At 33.9% G+C, this 16,408-nt stretch carries 18 protein-coding genes and 1 tRNA gene; 17 read left to right on the top strand and 2 right to left on the bottom strand.

Translation table 11 applies throughout. From position 1 onward, the window contains the following. The first annotated feature begins 79 nt into the window (after positions 1-79). From TA89_RS17505 to TA89_RS17480, 7 genes are all read left to right on the top strand, one after another. A tRNA-Glu gene (locus TA89_RS17505) sits at positions 80-154 on the top strand. Between the two features lie 404 nt (positions 155-558). After that, entirely contained in the window at positions 559-1,269 is a 711-nt protein-coding gene (sfsA, locus tag TA89_RS17500; protein WP_040215314.1) for a DNA/RNA nuclease SfsA, read from the top strand. Between the two features lie 107 nt (positions 1,270-1,376). Next, positions 1,377-1,553: a hypothetical protein gene (locus tag TA89_RS18440; RefSeq protein ID WP_156120050.1), complete on the top strand. Its 177-nt coding sequence runs from the start codon at positions 1,377-1,379 to the stop codon at positions 1,551-1,553. Further along, positions 1,553-2,101 (top strand): DUF4358 domain-containing protein, encoded by a 549-nt coding sequence (locus TA89_RS17495; RefSeq protein ID WP_052447594.1) that lies wholly within the window; start codon positions 1,553-1,555, stop codon positions 2,099-2,101. Before TA89_RS18440 ends, TA89_RS17495 begins: the two co-directional genes overlap by 1 nt. 77 nt (positions 2,102-2,178) lie before the next feature. After that, positions 2,179-3,600, top strand: a complete 1,422-nt coding sequence (locus TA89_RS17490) for an MBOAT family O-acyltransferase (protein ID WP_040215312.1) — start codon at positions 2,179-2,181, stop codon at positions 3,598-3,600. A gap of 10 nt (positions 3,601-3,610) precedes the next feature. After that, the gene (locus TA89_RS17485) at positions 3,611-4,747 is read left to right on the top strand and encodes a DHHW family protein (protein WP_040215310.1); all 1,137 of its coding nucleotides are present in this window, start codon (positions 3,611-3,613) and stop codon (positions 4,745-4,747) included. Positions 4,748-4,834: 87 nt separating this feature from the next. Then, positions 4,835-5,365, top strand: a complete 531-nt coding sequence (locus tag TA89_RS17480; RefSeq protein WP_040215308.1) for an NAD(+) diphosphatase — start codon at positions 4,835-4,837, stop codon at positions 5,363-5,365. Positions 5,366-5,468: 103 nt separating this feature from the next. On the opposite strand, the gene TA89_RS18435 is transcribed toward TA89_RS17480, so the two are convergent. Continuing rightward, positions 5,469-5,828, bottom strand: coding sequence for a hypothetical protein (locus tag TA89_RS18435; protein ID WP_040215306.1), 360 nt, complete (start codon positions 5,826-5,828; stop codon positions 5,469-5,471). 1 nt (position 5,829) lies between these two features. Beyond that, complete coding sequence (locus TA89_RS17470; RefSeq protein WP_040215304.1) at positions 5,830-7,065, bottom strand: DUF1576 domain-containing protein; 1,236 nt, start codon at positions 7,063-7,065, stop codon at positions 5,830-5,832. Positions 7,066-7,245: 180 nt separating this feature from the next. Between TA89_RS17470 and TA89_RS17465 the strand changes: the two genes are divergently transcribed. From TA89_RS17465 to TA89_RS17420, 10 genes are all read left to right on the top strand, one after another. Next, positions 7,246-7,950 (top strand): beta/alpha barrel domain-containing protein, encoded by a 705-nt coding sequence (locus TA89_RS17465; protein ID WP_040215302.1) that lies wholly within the window; start codon positions 7,246-7,248, stop codon positions 7,948-7,950. 32 nt (positions 7,951-7,982) lie between these two features. Next, positions 7,983-8,144, top strand: coding sequence for a hypothetical protein (locus tag TA89_RS18675; RefSeq protein WP_040215300.1), 162 nt, complete (start codon positions 7,983-7,985; stop codon positions 8,142-8,144). A gap of 25 nt (positions 8,145-8,169) precedes the next feature. After that, positions 8,170-9,672 carry a carboxypeptidase M32 gene (locus TA89_RS17455; RefSeq protein WP_040215298.1) on the top strand — a complete coding sequence of 501 codons (1,503 nt, stop codon included), beginning with the start codon at positions 8,170-8,172 and terminating at the stop codon, positions 9,670-9,672. Between the two features lie 128 nt (positions 9,673-9,800). Beyond that, on the top strand, positions 9,801-10,484 hold the full coding sequence (locus TA89_RS17450) for a response regulator transcription factor (protein WP_040215295.1): 684 nt from the start codon (positions 9,801-9,803) through the stop codon (positions 10,482-10,484). Beyond that, positions 10,472-11,746: a HAMP domain-containing sensor histidine kinase gene (locus TA89_RS17445; protein ID WP_052447593.1), complete on the top strand. Its 1,275-nt coding sequence runs from the start codon at positions 10,472-10,474 to the stop codon at positions 11,744-11,746. The genes TA89_RS17450 and TA89_RS17445 overlap by 13 nt, the downstream gene beginning before the upstream one ends. Before the next feature lie 174 nt (positions 11,747-11,920). Beyond that, on the top strand, positions 11,921-12,085 hold the full coding sequence (locus TA89_RS17440) for a zinc-ribbon domain-containing protein (RefSeq protein ID WP_040215293.1): 165 nt from the start codon (positions 11,921-11,923) through the stop codon (positions 12,083-12,085). Between the two features lie 233 nt (positions 12,086-12,318). Next, entirely contained in the window at positions 12,319-12,648 is a 330-nt protein-coding gene (locus tag TA89_RS17435; protein WP_040215290.1) for an ABC transporter permease, read from the top strand. Positions 12,649-13,059: 411 nt separating this feature from the next. Further along, positions 13,060-14,961, top strand: coding sequence for an ABC transporter permease (locus TA89_RS17430; RefSeq protein WP_147590171.1), 1,902 nt, complete (start codon positions 13,060-13,062; stop codon positions 14,959-14,961). A 2-nt stretch (positions 14,962-14,963) separates the two neighbouring features. Further along, positions 14,964-15,644, top strand: coding sequence for an ABC transporter ATP-binding protein (locus TA89_RS17425; protein ID WP_040215286.1), 681 nt, complete (start codon positions 14,964-14,966; stop codon positions 15,642-15,644). 277 nt (positions 15,645-15,921) lie between these two features. Further along, complete coding sequence (locus TA89_RS17420; RefSeq protein WP_040215284.1) at positions 15,922-16,101, top strand: hypothetical protein; 180 nt, start codon at positions 15,922-15,924, stop codon at positions 16,099-16,101. Positions 16,102-16,408 lie beyond the last annotated feature (307 nt).

Raw genomic sequence — 16,408 nt, 5'->3', positions numbered from 1 at the left:
CATTTGTACAACAAGAGACTGCTGACATATTAATTGCCGGCAGCCTTTTTAATTAAAATCTATCTAAATAATATAATAAGGCCCCTTGGTCAAGCGGTTAAGACACCACCCTTTCACGGTGGTAACAGGAGTTCGATTCTCCTAGGGGTCACCAAATTAATTTAAAGGCTGCTCATTTGAGTGGTCTTTTTTCATAAGGTTAGCATTTTATTTACAAAAATGTCATTCATAGTTTATTAACAAAAAGTACATAAATAATGGTTCTTAAAGAAGTTATCAACAGGCTAAAGCCTTTAAATACATCAAACTGTGTAAATTGTTTATAAATACTGTGGATAATGTTGATAAATCTGTGGTTAACTTTAATTTGAAACTAGCCATTATAATAATTCATTCATCTATGTTTACAATAAAATTTTAATTAATCTAAAATTTTTTCAGAAGAAAGAAGATTTAACAATTTACGATATAAACAGCTATACACAAACTTGTGGATAAAAACTGTGGATAATGTGTATAAATATAGTAAAGAATGTGGAAAACTGAGAGGTAAATCAAATGAAAATGAATAAAAACATAATCAGTGCAAAATTTTTAAGAAGACCTAATAGGTTTCAGGCCTACGTAGAAGTTAATGGTGAGGAAATAATGGTTCATGTTCCTAACACAGGAAGATGCAGAGAAATACTGGTTCCTGGTATAGAGGTCTTGCTTAGGGCGGAACCTAATCCTGCCAGAAAGACTCCTTATGATCTAATTGCAGGGTATAAAGGAGATATGCTTATTAATATTGACTCTCATATTCCTAATAAGGTAGTAGAAGAAGCACTGACCCTTAGAAGGATAGAGAGACTAAAAAAATATAATATTATATTTAGAGAAAAGGTTTTTGGAACCAGCAGATTTGATTTTAAGCTTCTTATGGAACCTTATGAGGACATAAGATATCCACAAGAGTACTTTCTTGAGGTTAAAGGGGTTACTTATGAAGTAAATGGAATAACTAAGTTCCCTGATGCTCCTACAGTTAGAGGAGCAAGGCATTTAAGAGAATTGGTGGAGGTGAAAAAATCAGGCAGAGGAGCGGGAGTTTTGTTCTTAATACAGCTTGATGGAGCAGTAAGCTTTTCACCTCATGATGAGATGGATCCCTTTTTTGGAGAGTCTTTAAGATATGCCAGGGATAATGGAGTAGATATATTTGCATACAGCTGTATAGTAGAAAAAGATTCTATAACCCTGGATAAGGAGGTTCCTGTGATACTTTAGCGTTATTAGGAAATTTAATTAAGCTGCAGAAATATTAATATTATAGTTCTTCTTATAGAATATTTATCTGAAAGGTGTAACTTTTTTATTGTAACATCGAATAATATATGAAAGGGATTAGGAGGAAACAGCATGGAAATAGACAGACTGCTTTATCGGCGGTTTACCGAAGTATATTTACCTTATTATCCATAGAGGGCGGAGAAAAAATTTATGCACCTCAAAATGGAACCAGAATTTCAATTTTAGAAATAAAAAAAATAATTGATGGGAGTGTAGAATAATGAAGAAACTAATTTCGATTATATGTGCATTAACTTTAGTTATGGCAGTGTTTGCTGGCTGCGGAAATAAAAATGATGGTAAAAAGGAAGAAATACCTTCTGGAAAGCTTAAAGAGATACATGAGGCTGTTAAGAAAGCATATGGTGAAGCTTATTATCCTAATTTAACCTTAAATGCAGAGGAAATAGATCAAAAGTTTGATATAGAGAAGGAATTATATAAAGAAGCAATAGCAGAGGTTCCTAAAATATCTGTTAACGTAGACACCTTTGTTGGAATAGAAGCAGCGGAAGGGAAAGCAGAGGAAGTAGAAAAGGAATTAAAAGATTACAGAGAGGACTTAATAGAAAATTCACGTCAATATCCTATGAATAAACCCAAGGTAGATGCTTCAGAGGTATATAGAAAAGGAAATTATGTATTCTTTTTAATGCTTGGAGAAATACCAATGGAAATAATGGACGGCGAGGACGAAGAAGCTAAGGTAAAAGCTGCAAAAGAGCAGAACAAAATAGCAATTGAAGCTATAGAAAAAGTATTAAAATAATATATAAAATAATTTATGCCACTGACAGATATATATGCTTCGGTGGCATTAAATTCAGCTGTTAATGAGGTGGTTTATTGGTATTCAGCAGCCTTTTATTTTTATTTGTATTTCTTCCTGCAGTAATTGCAGCATATTTTTTAATGCCTAAAAAAAGAAGAAATCTCATTTTATTTATATTCAGTCTTATGTTTTATGCCTGGGGAGAACCTGTATATATAATTTTGATGCTTTTTTCTACTTTAACAGACTATTTTCTTGGACGGTATGTTGAAAGGTTTAAAGAAAGGAATCAGATAGGTCAGGCAAAGCTTATGATGATTTTATCTGTAATAATAAATTTGTCACTATTAGGTTTTTTTAAATATGGTGATTTCATAATTTATAATATAAGCAGTATTTTTGAAATTTCCTATAGAGGAATGAAGCTTCCACTGCCTATTGGAATTTCCTTTTATACCTTTCAAACCATGTCCTATACCATTGATATATACAGAGGTGAAGCTGAGGCTCAAAGTAATATAATAGACTTTGGAGTTTATGTCTCCTTATTTCCCCAGCTTATAGCAGGACCTATAGTAAGATATAAGACCATAGCCAGACAATTAAAAGAAAGGCAGGAAACTATTAAGAGCTTTTCCTACGGAGCTAAAAGGTTCCTTTTTGGTCTGGGTAAAAAAGTACTCTTTGCAAATAACATAGGACTTATATGGGAAGAAGTATATAAAGCTCGTTCCTCAGAGCTTTCTGTACTTTCTGCCTGGATAGGCATAACAGCCTTTGCTCTGCAGATATATTATGACTTTTCCGGTTATTCAGATATGGCAATAGGATTAGGAAGCATGTTTGGATTTCGATTTTTAGAGAATTTTAATTATCCGTATATGTCAAAAAGCATTACGGAATTTTGGAGAAGATGGCATATATCCCTAGGCAGCTGGTTTAAGGAATATGTTTATATTCCATTTGGGGGAAACAGAAAGGGACCTTTAAAGCATATCAGAAATATAACAGCGGTTTGGCTTCTTACAGGAATATGGCATGGAGCAAGTTGGAATTTTGTCTTATGGGGAGGATATTTTGCTTTGCTGTTAATTGCGGAAAAGCTGATTTTATCAAAGCTTTTGAAAAAGCTGCCAGCTATAATTAATCATTTATATGCACTGATATTTATTTTATTTAGCTGGGTTATCTTTGCTTTTGAAAGTGTTGAAGGCGGAATTCAATATTTTAAAGCGATGTTTGGTATCACTTCATCAGGAATTATAGATAATCAGGGTATATACCTCCTATATACAAATATAATATTATTTTTGATTCTTTTTATAGGAAGTACTGATTATCCTTCAAGAGCTGCAAATAAAGTATTTACTAAATATTTTAAAGGTAATTTAATGCCAGCAGCTATTGAATGTACAGTGTTAATAATAATATTTACTTTAAGCATTGCCTATCTGGTAGACGGTTCCTATAACCCGTTTTTATATTTCAGATTTTAAGGAGGATAATATGAGAGAAAAAGCAGTAGTATTCACATTTGCAGCATTTTTAGCCATAGTATCCTTTATTAATCTGATAACTCCTGATAAGAAGTTTTCAGAAAGCGAAAACAGAGTTTTGGCTTCCAAGCCAACCTTAAGCTGGAAGAATATTATATCCGGCAAATTTTCTAAGGAGTTTGAGAGCTACATAAAGGATCAGTTTCCTGCAAGGGATAAATGGGTTTCATTAAAAAGCTCAACAGAAATGGCTTTAGGGAAAAAGGACAATGGAAGGGTATATTTCGGAAAAGAGGATTATTTAATAGAAAAGCATTCTCCGGATAGCATAGATTTAAATAGAATAAAAGATAATATCAATATATTAAATAGTTTTATAAAAAACGCATCGAAGCAGATACCAAAGGAAAAAATAAATATAATAATGGCTCCTACTGTAGAGATTATAGATCAGGAAAAGCTCCCTGATTATGCCAATGTCTTTAATCAAAGAGCTATTATAAATAAAATGAAGAAGGAATTTACATCAGGAAATGTTATAGATGTTACAGAAGCTCTGAAAAATTCTAAAGATGAATATATTTATTACAGGACAGACCACCACTGGACCACTAAAGGAGCTTATATAGCCTACAAAGAGTGGTGCAGAGCTGTAAAGGAAGAGGCTGCCCCTGAAGAAAAGTTCCAGATTATTAAAGTCACAGAGAGTTTTTTAGGAAGTACTTATTCTAAAGCTAATATTTATACTCAAAAGCCGGATGAAATTCATATATATAGGCCTCTTTTTCCTATTGATTATGAGGTGGACTATAATATGGGACAGAGGAAAACTACAAGTTTATATGAAATGAAGCATATTGATACAAAGGATAAGTATTCTGTTTTTTTAAACGGAAATAATGCGTTGGTAACCATTAAGACTTCAAATAAAAATGGAAGGAATCTTCTGATTATAAAAGATTCCTACGCAAATTCCTTTATTCCTTTTATAGCAAATCATTTTGAAAAAATACATGTGGCAGACTTAAGATATAATAATATGTCTATGGAGAAATATATCAAAGACAATTCAATCAATGAAATTATCATCTTGTATAACGTTATAGGTTTTGCAAAGGACAGAAATATAATTAATCTTAGAAGGTAATGCCTAAGGGAAATTCGGTGGTATTAAAGGCTTTCATATGCTAAAATAATTATACTAGCTTATTTGGCTTCTATAGGGGGAATAGTTATGAGATACAAATATTGTCCGTTTTGTGGAAAAGAGTTAAAAGAAAAATTCAGTTATGATGAAGGATATGTTCCTTATTGTGAATATGATGATAAAATGTATTTCGACCTTCCAAAGCCTACAGTAGTAGTAGCGGTTGTCAAGGAAGATGATATCCTGCTGCTTAAACAGAGCTATATATACAAAAACTCAAAGGTTTTAATATCAGGCTATGTATCTAATGGAGAAACCGTAGAGGAAACGGTATATAGAGAAGTAAGGGAAGAAACCGGGATAGAAATTAAAGATATAAAATATCTGGGAAGCTGCTGTATAGAGGATAAAGAGCTTCTAATGCTTACCTATATGGCATATTATAAATCTGGAGAACTTATTAAATCTCCTGAGGTTGAAGGAGCGGAATGGATAAATATCGAGGATGCCCTATGTCAGATGAGTGAAGATGCAGTAGGCAAAAAAGTAGTTAATGAGGTTTTAAAGCAGATAGGATATGAAGGCAGTAATGCTTACAGATGTAATTTTAAAAATTAAAAGCTTAGTATAAAAATTAGTAATTATCAAAACTAAGGAGGGTAAATTTCACCCTCCTTTTCAAAATGCTTCTTTTACCTTCAAAGAGCTCACCTCTGCCCTCTTACTTCTTCCTCTTCACCCTAATCTCAAGCTTTCCTTCTTCATAGGAAACCTCAGCTTCGTCCGTCATCATTCCAACAAGGGTTAGTTCAGAATCTGCTTCATCTTCTCCGCTTAATTCCCAGTAATAGCTCTCTACTTCATGCTGCCTTGGAGCGCTTAGGTATTTTTTTAGAGTCTTTATGGTATTTTCATCTATTCCTTCAGCAGTGGTATGAATTTGTATATAGATTTCTGATGGATTATCCTTTATCTTAATGTCCAGATCTGAAGCACCATGATGCATGCAGAAGTTAATCAGCTCATTTAATATTTTTAAATTAATCTGATCCACACTTTTAACATTATGCTTTTTTTTCATGTTAATCTCCTTTCCCTAATTCTCTTATTATAGGTACTAGTATAAGTGCAACAAATCCAGCAGCAAAACCGTTATTATATAAGTTTAAACCTCCATGAAGATAGCCGATGTTCATAACTACTGCTACATGGAGAAATCCAGCCAGTATTCCTATAGGCCATCCGAACTGACCTGCTATAGGAGCTAATCCGGTACTGAATAATATAGATAAAACCATGCTTGGAGAATTTAGAGCCCAGATATTTAAAAAGGCTGAAAGAGATGCACCTATCATTACAGGTATTATATTTAAAAGATGTTTTCCGAAGGCTCCAAAACCTATAATGCTGAATATACCGCTTATGGTGGGTCCATTTAAATCTCCGCCTATTATGAGTACATATAGGGTGGAAAAAATGCCTAGTATCCCCATGTTTATATAAGCAGCATTTTCATAAAGGAGAAAATAATCACTTATGAGCCTTCCTGTATGTCCTGTGATTTCCTTTAGGTTTTTCAAGCTTCTGTCATTTTTTATAATACCATAAATAATAAGAAATAGGGAAATACCAAAAATAAGCAGGGCAAAGAATAGATTATTCCCTGTATTCCAAAGGAATCGTTTGTCGAAATCTATTCCTAAAACTCTAAACAGAGACATTACAAGCATGGCAAGAAGTCCACCAGCAAAGCCTAAATTATACAGATTATAGCCCTGATGAATTTTCATGGAGCTGGAGGCTAAAGGAGGAAGTATAAACCCTATGCCGATTCCAATTAAAACACCTATTAATATGCTAACTCCAAAAGGAAATATATTTTCAAAGGACAGCTGACTTACTGTAGGAGCTAAAGTAGTACCAAGAACTGCGATTAAAATATAATTGATAAAGGGTTCCTTTCTATATCTTGAATAAAGCCATACGCCAAAGATAACAGGCCATACATTAAAAATATTTTTTCCAAAAAAGGCAAAGCCTGCAGTCAGCCAGATAGACATTAAGGTGGAGCCGTTAGGTTTAATACCGTGATATAAATAGAATGACATAATTAATAAACTCAGCAGTCCCGCATTCACAAGGGTTGGACCGATACCTGCTACTTCTACATAGTCTGTAATTAAAATATCTGAGTTTAACATTATGCTTTTTATACCTAAGACTATTTCACCAGGAGTATTTATGAGAAATCCAATAAAAATAAAGGCTGAAAAGATGACAAGATGAATTCTATATGCAGGGTATAATCTCCGCTTCATTAATTAGCTCCTTTCATAAACAGTTTATATTACCATATTATATTATTAATATTACTCATTACAAGAAAATTTTCTTTTAACAGTATATTAATTTATATTATGTAGAAATTTCTATTTAATAATACTCTCATAAAATATATAATTAATGGTAAGTGGAAAAAATTGATAAGGAGGTAAACTATGAACGAACGAAGAATAAAAGAAGCAAAGTTTGTTCCTGAAATAAAAGGAACCCTGAGAAGCCATATGATAGAAGTACCTTCTGTTATAAGAAGTGCCAGCGGCATTAAGATATTCGGTAAAAGGTTAAAATCATTTTTATTTACCACCGATGTTGCAATCATTAGAAATACTAATGCAGATGCCATTATAGCAGTTTATCCTTTTACCCCTCAGCCGGTGATAACAGAGGCTTTGGTTATGGCTGCAGACGTTCCGGTTTTCTGCGGAGTAGGAGGCGGAATTACACAGGGAAAAAGGGTGGTTAACCTTGCTTTAGACGCTGAATTTAAAGGTGCCATGGGGGTTGTAGTAAATAATCCTACACCCAATGAAGTTATTAAAAAGATGAGGGAGCTTATAGATATACCTATAATAGTTACTGTGGTATCGGATTGTGAGGATATACCTGCAAGGATAGAAGCGGGAACTACCATATTTAATGTTTCCGGAGCTAAGAATACAGCCAGTATAGTTAGAAACATAAGAAAATCTTATCCTGAATTTCCTATAATAGCCACCGGAGGACCTACGGAGGAAAGCATAAGGGAAACCATAGAGGCAGGAGCTAATGCCATAACCTATACTCCGCCGGGAATAGGAGACATTTTAGGTGAGCTTATGATTAACTATAGGGTTAAATACGAAGAGGAAAATAAGGAATAAGATAATAATAAAACGAAAGAGAAGGGAAGTATATGAATAAGACCGGTGATAACTGCAGGTACTGTCCTGAATATAAAAAAAGCTGTGATGGAACCGCAGAAGACTGCTTATGCAGAAAATGTCCAAGAAACTTTGGACAGTGTCAATGCGTTAAATACTGCAGAGAGACAGAGTCTGTATTATATTTAAATTAGGTATAAAGAGAAGGGAGCGGTATAAATGAGTCAGGTAAAAGAAAAGCTTCAGGAAATGAAAGAATATATGAGAAAAATTGAGCATCTTACAGGAGCAATCGGACTTATCCAGTGGGATATGAGGGTAGGAGCGCCAAGAAAAGCTATTCCTGACAGAGGGGAAATGCTTGCTTATCTTGCAGGGGAGCATTACAAGCTTCAGACCTCAGATAAGATGAAGGATTTTATAGAGGCTTTATCAGGCAATGAAGAACTTGATGAAGTAGAACAATCCATGGTAGCAAACGCTAAGAAGGAATACGACCTAACTAAAAAGGTTCCTGAAGAAAGAGCTGTAGCATACACTCAGGCAGTTTCAGATGCAGAGGCAGCCTGGGAGGAAGCAAAGGATAAAAATGATTTTGAAAGCTTTAAGCCTCACCTTAAAAAGGTAATAGACTTTCAAAAGGAGTTTGTAGAATATTATGGCTATGAAGGCAATAAGTATAATACAATGCTGGATAACTATGAGGCTGGAATTACAGTAGAAAGGCTGGATAAAATTTTTTCAGATCTTAGAGACTCCATAGTAGAGCTTTTAAATAAGATTAAAAACAGCACCGTAAAAATAGATGACAGCTTCTTTAAAGAAAAGTTTTCAAAGGAAGCTCAAAAAGAATTTTCTCTTTTTGTTCTTGAAAAGATGGGTTATGACTTTGCGGCAGGAAGACTTGATGAAAGTGTACATCCCTTCACTACTAATTTTGGAAACAAGGATGTCAGAATAACAACTAAATTCTTAGAAAACGAATTTAGAAGTGCTTTGTTCAGCACTATTCATGAAGGCGGACATGGAATTTATGAGCAGAATGTTTCTGATGACCTTAAGGGAACAGGACTTGCAGGGGGTGCCTCTATGGGAATCCACGAGTCTCAGTCCAGATTTTATGAAAACATAATAGGAAGGAGCAGAGCCTTCTGGAAATATTTCCTCCCTGAAGCAAAAAAGAGATTCCCTCAATTTGAAAATGTAGATTTCGAAGAATTCTACAGGGCTATAAATATAGTTGAGCCTTCACTTGTAAGAATTGAGGCGGATGAGCTTACCTACAGCCTTCATATAATAATAAGATACGAGCTGGAAAAAGCCCTTATAAATAACGAAATCACTGTGGAAGAGCTTCCTGAAGCCTGGAATAAAAAATACAGTGAATATTTGGGAGTAGAGGCACATACTTATACGGAAGGTGTTATGCAGGATACTCACTGGGCCTCTGGTCTGTTTGGATATTTTCCAAGCTATGCTTTAGGAAACCTTTATGGAGCTCAGTTCCTAAATAAGATGCTTAAGGATATGCCTGATATGTATGAGGATATAGAAAATGGAAATCTTCAAAATATTTACCAGTGGCTAAAGGATAACATCCATAGGCATGGTGCGGTATATAAGCCTGCAGAGCTTATTAAAAAGGTAACAGGAGAAGAGCTTACCTCCAAATATTTTGTAGAATATTTAAATAATAAGTATTCAGAAATATATAACTTATAAAACATTAAAGTCTTTTTAAGGGAGAGTCTTTTTATCAGGCTGTCCTTTGAAAAGACTTTTTACTTAATGGCACAGATAGAATATATGGTTTATAATAATGATTAAATAGATATTAGGGGGGGATAGGAATGTCTAAAATATTGCTTGTAGAGGATGATGCAGCACTAACCGTGGCTTTAGGATATACCCTTAAAAATGAAGGCTTTGAGGTTTTTGAAGCCTCCGGGGTAGAAGCAGCAAGAGGAGCTTTTTTAAGTGAAAGCTTTGATTTAATACTTCTGGATGTGATGCTTCCAGATGGAAACGGTTATGATTTTTGCAAAGAAGTAAGAAAAACATCTTCTATACCGATAATATTTCTTACCTCCTTTGATGAAGAGGTTAATGTGGTAATGGGATTGGATATAGGCGGAGACGACTACCTTACAAAGCCCTTCAGAATAAAGGAGCTTTTATCAAGAATTAAAGCGGTTCTGAGGAGAAACAGCAATTCTGGTGCATCAGCTAAATATATTATAGAAAGCAGAGGGATAGGAGTAGATACTCTGAAGGGGAAAGCATATAAAGATGGACAGGAAGTTGTTTTAACAGCTTTAGAACACAGACTGCTGTTGCTTTTTATTCAGAATCCTAATGCTGCCCTTTCAAGAAGCCAGATATTGGATAAGCTTTGGGATTCCGCAGGAGAATTTGTAGATGATAACACCCTGTCTGTATACATAAGAAGACTTAGAGAAAAGGTAGAAGATAATCCCGCACAGCCTGAAATAATAACTACCGTTAGAGGAGTAGGCTATAGGTGGAATTCTTAGTTTGTAGAGGTGTAAAGATGAACTCAATTTACAGAAATCCGGAAGTTAAAAGGATAACTATAAAATTTTTCATACTTTTGATAATATTTTACTGCGGTTCAATGCTCCTTCTCCATCACGAGCTGAACACCATGAAGGCTCATATTATAGAAAACAATTCAAATATTTTAGGAGCTATAATAAATAAATATCCTGAGTTAGAACAGGAAATAGCAGGATATTTTACAAAGGAGACTTCACCGGAGAATAAAGCTTTAGGGGAAGCGGTTTTAAAAAAGTACGGATATGATAAAAGTACTTCTCTTTCCATAATTCCTGTGATGTCTGATTATAAAAATCATGCGGTAAAAGCTGTAAACCTTTATACAGTTCTGCTGTTTTTATTGATATTTGCAGTGGTTTTTAAGGATTACGGCAGTATCTTAAAGAAGATAAGGAAGGTTTCCAAGGGCGCAGAAAAAATAGTTGAAGGAGACTTTTCTATAAAACTGGAGGATGACAGAGAAGGTGAATTTTCCATTTTAGGACATCAGTTTAATGAAATGGCCAGTAGAATAGAAAAGGGCATGGAAATGTCAAAAAAGGAAAAGATATTTTTAAAGGATATACTTTCTGATATATCTCACCAGCTTAAAACCCCTCTTTCTTCATTAATAGCCTTTAATGACCTGCTTTTAGAAGGTAATGTAAAGGAGGAAGAAATCAGGAGGGATTTTCTAAAGAGGAGCAGAGATCAGCTTACAAGGATGGAGTGGCTTATAATAAATCTTTTAAAGATAGCAAGACTTGAGGCGGGAGCTATAGAATTTGAAAAGGTAAGGGCACCGGTGATAACTGCTTTGGAGAAATCCGTAGAATCCTTAAGGGTAAAATGGAAAGAAAAAGATCAACACATTATTTTTGAAAATTCTACTAGGCAAGCAGCCTTTTCTTTAGATGAAAACTGGATGGTGGAAGCTTATACCAACATTATTAAGAACTGTATTGAACATACACCCTCCGGTAATGATATTTTTATAAGTATAGAAGATTCTCCTGTGCTTCTTAGGGTATTGATAAGGGATACAGGAACAGGCATAGCTAAAGAGGATATACCTCATATATTTGAACGATTTTATAGGGGGAAGCATTCTGTTAAAAGTGACAGTATAGGTATAGGACTTGCCCTTTCTAAATCCATAGTGGAAAGCCAGGGAGGAAGTATTAACGTAAGAAGTAAAATTGACGCAGGCACTGAGTTTGAAATAGTTTTTATAAAATAATAATTAAATTTAAAAAATTAAAAATATATTGATTATGTAAATTAATTGTGATATAGTTAACTCATATTGCAGAGCAATGTATGATTTAATTTAAGTAACAACATATCCTCTTTTCAAGAGATTATTGTTAGGACTACATTAAATCTTAATCTTGGAGAAAAGGAGGATTTTATTATGTCAGATAAAACTTTAGTTTGTAAAGATTGCGGAAAAGAATTCATATTTACTGAAGGCGAGCAGGCTTTCTATAAAGAAAAAGGATTCGAAAATGAACCACAAAGATGTGTTGATTGCAGAAGAGCAAGAAAACAACAAAACAACAGAGGACCAAGAAGATAATATTTATTTCTTGAAATCTATGCCCTGCAGGCTTACCTGCAGGGCTTTTAATTTTAAAAGATGGTGCCAGGCACCTGACAAGTGACAATTGTCAGATTCCTGGCACCATCTTTTATCTTACTAAATAGTAAGATAAATTTTCATATTATTGTAAGGTTATTGTATTAATATTATAATTGAACTTACGTAAAGCTAGATTAATTATTCTCTATAAGACGAGAGCAGGGGGAAATATGAAGCACTTTAATGAAATATCATACAAATATTTAAAGTCCCAAAAGAAAAGAAGTATGCTTACAGTGGCTGGGATAATCCTTTCTGTAGCTCTCTTTACCTCCATAGGAACATTAATAAACTCTTTTAGAGAAAATGAAATAAGAAATGTTATAGAAGCTGTGGGAAGTTATCACTTTAACTTTAAGGATATTTCAGGAGATAAGGTAAAGCAGGTGCTTAATCATACTGCCTTTAAAAATACCGCAGTGGTGGGAATGGAAGGAACAGGATTAATACATGAAGTAAGCTCAGAAGAAGCAGAAAAAACCGGAGAACTTAGATACTAATATTTAAATATAGAAAGCTATGATGAAAAGGCTTTAAATATTCTTCCTGTTACATTAAAGGAAGGAAGTCTGCCAGCAAATAAGGATGAAATAATTATACAGGAAAGCGCTCTTAAGTATTTTCCTAAAGGTATTAAAATAGGAGATAAGCTTAATATTAAATTAATAAAAAGATATAATCACAGAGGTGAAGATATTACTTTCGAAGACTACTACGATAGTCAGGAAAGTATAAAGGTAATCGGAGAAAGAAGCTATACCCTTTCAGGAATAATAAAATCTAATGTATACTACAGTTCCAATGCTGTATTTAAAGCCATAACTCTTCCTGAGGCAGCTGGAGTTTATGACTCTAGCAGAAAATACAAGGTTTATGGAAATTTAAATAATATAAAGAATGCTTATACTACTGTGCGAGAAATAGGGAAGGATTTAAATATTATAACTACGGAAAAAGATGAGTATAAACACATGAACATCAATGGAGCTTTATTAACCTTAAGCGGACAGAGTATTTATGCCAATGTCAATGATTCTCTTATATTACTTGTAATATTCCTTGTAACATTAGTAGTGATTTCAACCATACTGGTTATATATAATATATTTCAAATTTCTGTTATGGAGCGTATAACACAGATTGGTATATTAAGATCCATAGGCGCTTCACCTAAACAGATTAAAAATATGGTGTTTAAAGAAGCTTTTACCCTCAGTATAATAGGGATACCCTTAGGAATTTTAAGTGGAGTAACAGCCTCCAAAATTCTTATTTATATACTTTCTGCCAGCAGCTTCAACTCATTTAAAGGTATGAGTATGTATGTAAATTCTAAGGTTATATTATTAAGTATAATATTGGGAAGCATAACCGTTTATTTTTCTGCCAGGAAGCCTGCAAAGATTGCAGGAAGGATATCTCCTTTAGAAGCAGTGAGAAATACAGGGGCTATAAAAAACGAAAAATATAAAAGAATCAGGTCAGGGAGAATATTGAGAAGGATATTCGGCATAGAAGGAGAGCTTGCCTATAAAAATATAAAGAGAAACAGAAGAAGATTTACCGTTACCGTGGCATCACTGGTAATAAGCATAGTTCTCTTTATAGTTTTTAATTCCTTTATGAACTATACTATGAGAACCAATACTTCAAATGTAGGCATGATTTTTGATATGCAGATAAAAAGTAATAATCCCTTTTCAGAAGAGTATTTAAAAGTTTTAAGTCAGCAGCCCTTTATAATCAAAGCCTATAAGCAGAATATAAATTATGCTCCGGCGTTTATAAAAAGCGATAAGATAAATACAGCATACCTGGAGAAGAGCAGATATAGAGAAGGTTTAATGTATAATCTTCAGGGAGAAAATATTATATATTTTAATGGATCTTCGTTATACGGGTATCATAAGGACTTTTTGGATATGACCAGGAATTATGTAACTCAGGGAGAAATAAATGAAGAAGAAATGAATAGAGTTAATGGGGTTGTGCTGGTTCATGATCCCAGGATATATGATCCTTTAGAAAGACAGGTGCATAATATCAATCTTACTAACCTGCAGGTAGGAGATGAAGTTATTTTAGATTTAAACGGCAAAATCATGGAAAGTTTTAACAAGGATAATAAATTTCCGGAAATTAAGCCTAACAATAAATTTAAAATAGTTGCTATTGCAGAGCAAGTTCCGGTTACTATAAATAAAGAAGACCCGATAAATTTCATAACCACGGAAAAAGTTTATGCTGATGCTATGGAAACAGATAAATTTAAACATATAAACATTATTTTAAATAAAGATGTTAAAAGAGATGAAGCTGCAGCCTCCATTAAAAAACTTTCTCCAGTGGATTCAGATATAGTTATAGAAGATTTTTATGAAAGAGTAAAAAGGCAAAAGCAAAGCAAGCTTATAATGAGCGTATTTTTATACGGCTTTGTGAGCATAATCGTCCTCATAGGCTCCCTCAATATACTCAACACTATAAATACCAATCTTCTTCTCAGAAAGCGGGAGTTTGCCTCCCTTAAGGCTATTGGTATGTCTCAGCGGCAGGTTAAAAAACAGATATGGATTGAAGGTGTCCTTTATGGAGTTATTGCAGCTTTTTGGGGAAGCATCATAGGGGGGATTTTGAGTTATCTTATGTACAGAATCTTTAATATGATGACAAGCTTTGACTATAGTATACCTTGGATGGGAATGCTTATAGGCAGCATAGGAACAATAGTTATTACGCTTCTTTCCAGCTACCCGCCTTTAAAAAGGATAAATAACAGCAATATTATAGAAGCGATAAAGATGGAGGAATAGCGGTGGAAATAGTTAAGACAGTAGATTTGAATAAAACCTATGGAACCGATGAAACTAAGGTGGAGGCTCTTAAAAATATTAATATATCGATAAATGAAGGGGAATTTACTGCGATAATCGGTCCCAGCGGTTCAGGAAAAAGTACACTGCTCCACCTTTTAGGAGGAATTGATAAGCCTACCTCCGGGAAGGTTGTAATAAACGGCAGGGATATATACAGCCTTGATGAAAAGGAACTGTCAGTTTTTAGAAGGAGAAATGTAGGTTTTATATTTCAGTTTTATAATCTCCTCCCTGTGCTCACCGCTGAGGAAAATATGCTTATGCCTCTTTTGCTGGATAATAAAGAGCCTGATAAAAAGTATATAGATGAAATAGTAGGTATATTAGGAATAGGGGACAGGCTTCACCATCTGCCCTCCCAGCTTTCCGGAGGACAGCAGCAGAGGGTGTCCATAGCAAGAGCTCTTGCTTATAAGCCCTCTATAATACTGGCAGATGAGCCTACAGGAAATTTAGACAGCAAAAATTCTAAGGAAATAATAGAGCTTTTAAAATTTTCCGTTAAAAAGTATAATCAGACCCTGATAGTTATAACTCATGACTTAAATATAGCCTCCAGTGCGGACAGGGTTTTATCCCTGGAGGATGGGATGATAAAAACAGATGAAAAGATAAAATAGAAAACTTTTTTTAAAGGATTTTGGTATTAATTATATAGCTTCAGAAAATAAATTTAGCCGAAAAATTCCACCCCTCACGGAATTTTAATTTATAAGCTGAAGCGTATAGATAATATATATGGTGCCAGGCACGTGACAAGTGACAAACTGCATTTTGCAGTTTGTCACTTGTCACGTGCCTGGCACCTTTTATACATATTAAAAAATAATAGGGAAATACTATTTTTGTATGATGAGGAGAACTAATCTATGATGAAGCTTGAAAGGAGATAATATAATGAGCATAGAACAAAGGAAAGCCGTTGGCTTAAATTGTCCAGGATATGAGCCTATAAATAAAGGGTTGGTATCTGAGGCAGGACCGGAGAGAAGCTGCGATAACTGTAGGCATTTTGTAGAAAAAAGATGTGATATAGATTTATATGATAAGGTCCTTATAGGAAGAAATCCATGGTAAGAGTTTAACAGCAGATATTGCTTTAGAAGAACATTTTTCTAAAGTAATATCTGTTTTTTATCATTAAATATTGCGAAAATATGAATAGAAAAAGCAGCGGGATTCTATAATGGTATCAAATTGTTAATTATTACCCAATTATTTATTAAAAACGAACTTTATCGTGATAAAGTTATATAAAGTTATAATTTTAACATATGAAAATTGTGAAAATTCATAATAATTTCCTCTATGAATATTGTGTAAATTATTAGCAGATGATAAAATAATAATTGGATGTTAATCCATCATAAGGAATTAAATACAA

It is taken from the genome of Clostridium polynesiense (genome assembly GCF_000820705.1).
Classification (GTDB): domain Bacteria; phylum Bacillota; class Clostridia; order Clostridiales; family Clostridiaceae; genus Clostridium_AA; species Clostridium_AA polynesiense.
The sequence above is the reverse complement of the archived record's forward strand: the minus strand, read 5'-3'. Positions and strand labels throughout refer to the sequence as shown.

Excerpts from the sequence above, each read along its gene's own strand:
- TA89_RS17435 (WP_040215290.1), top strand. The coding sequence starts at position 12,319 with ATGAAGCACTTTAATGAAATATCATACAAATATTTAAAGTCCCAAAAG.
- TA89_RS17485 (WP_040215310.1), top strand. The coding sequence starts at position 3,611 with ATGAGAGAAAAAGCAGTAGTATTCACATTTGCAGCATTTTTAGCCATA.
- TA89_RS18675 (WP_040215300.1), top strand. The coding sequence starts at position 7,983 with ATGAATAAGACCGGTGATAACTGCAGGTACTGTCCTGAATATAAAAAA.
- TA89_RS17420 (WP_040215284.1), top strand. The coding sequence starts at position 15,922 with ATGAGCATAGAACAAAGGAAAGCCGTTGGCTTAAATTGTCCAGGATAT.
- TA89_RS18440 (WP_156120050.1), top strand. The coding sequence starts at position 1,377 with ATGAAAGGGATTAGGAGGAAACAGCATGGAAATAGACAGACTGCTTTA.
- sfsA (WP_040215314.1), top strand. The coding sequence starts at position 559 with ATGAAAATGAATAAAAACATAATCAGTGCAAAATTTTTAAGAAGACCT.
- TA89_RS18435 (WP_040215306.1), bottom strand. The coding sequence starts at position 5,828 with ATGAAAAAAAAGCATAATGTTAAAAGTGTGGATCAGATTAATTTAAAA.
- TA89_RS17450 (WP_040215295.1), top strand. The coding sequence starts at position 9,801 with ATGTCTAAAATATTGCTTGTAGAGGATGATGCAGCACTAACCGTGGCT.
- TA89_RS17470 (WP_040215304.1), bottom strand. The coding sequence starts at position 7,065 with ATGAAGCGGAGATTATACCCTGCATATAGAATTCATCTTGTCATCTTT.
- TA89_RS17455 (WP_040215298.1), top strand. The coding sequence starts at position 8,170 with ATGAGTCAGGTAAAAGAAAAGCTTCAGGAAATGAAAGAATATATGAGA.
- TA89_RS17495 (WP_052447594.1), top strand. The coding sequence starts at position 1,553 with ATGAAGAAACTAATTTCGATTATATGTGCATTAACTTTAGTTATGGCA.
- TA89_RS17465 (WP_040215302.1), top strand. The coding sequence starts at position 7,246 with ATGAACGAACGAAGAATAAAAGAAGCAAAGTTTGTTCCTGAAATAAAA.
- TA89_RS17480 (WP_040215308.1), top strand. The coding sequence starts at position 4,835 with ATGAGATACAAATATTGTCCGTTTTGTGGAAAAGAGTTAAAAGAAAAA.
- TA89_RS17440 (WP_040215293.1), top strand. The coding sequence starts at position 11,921 with ATGTCAGATAAAACTTTAGTTTGTAAAGATTGCGGAAAAGAATTCATA.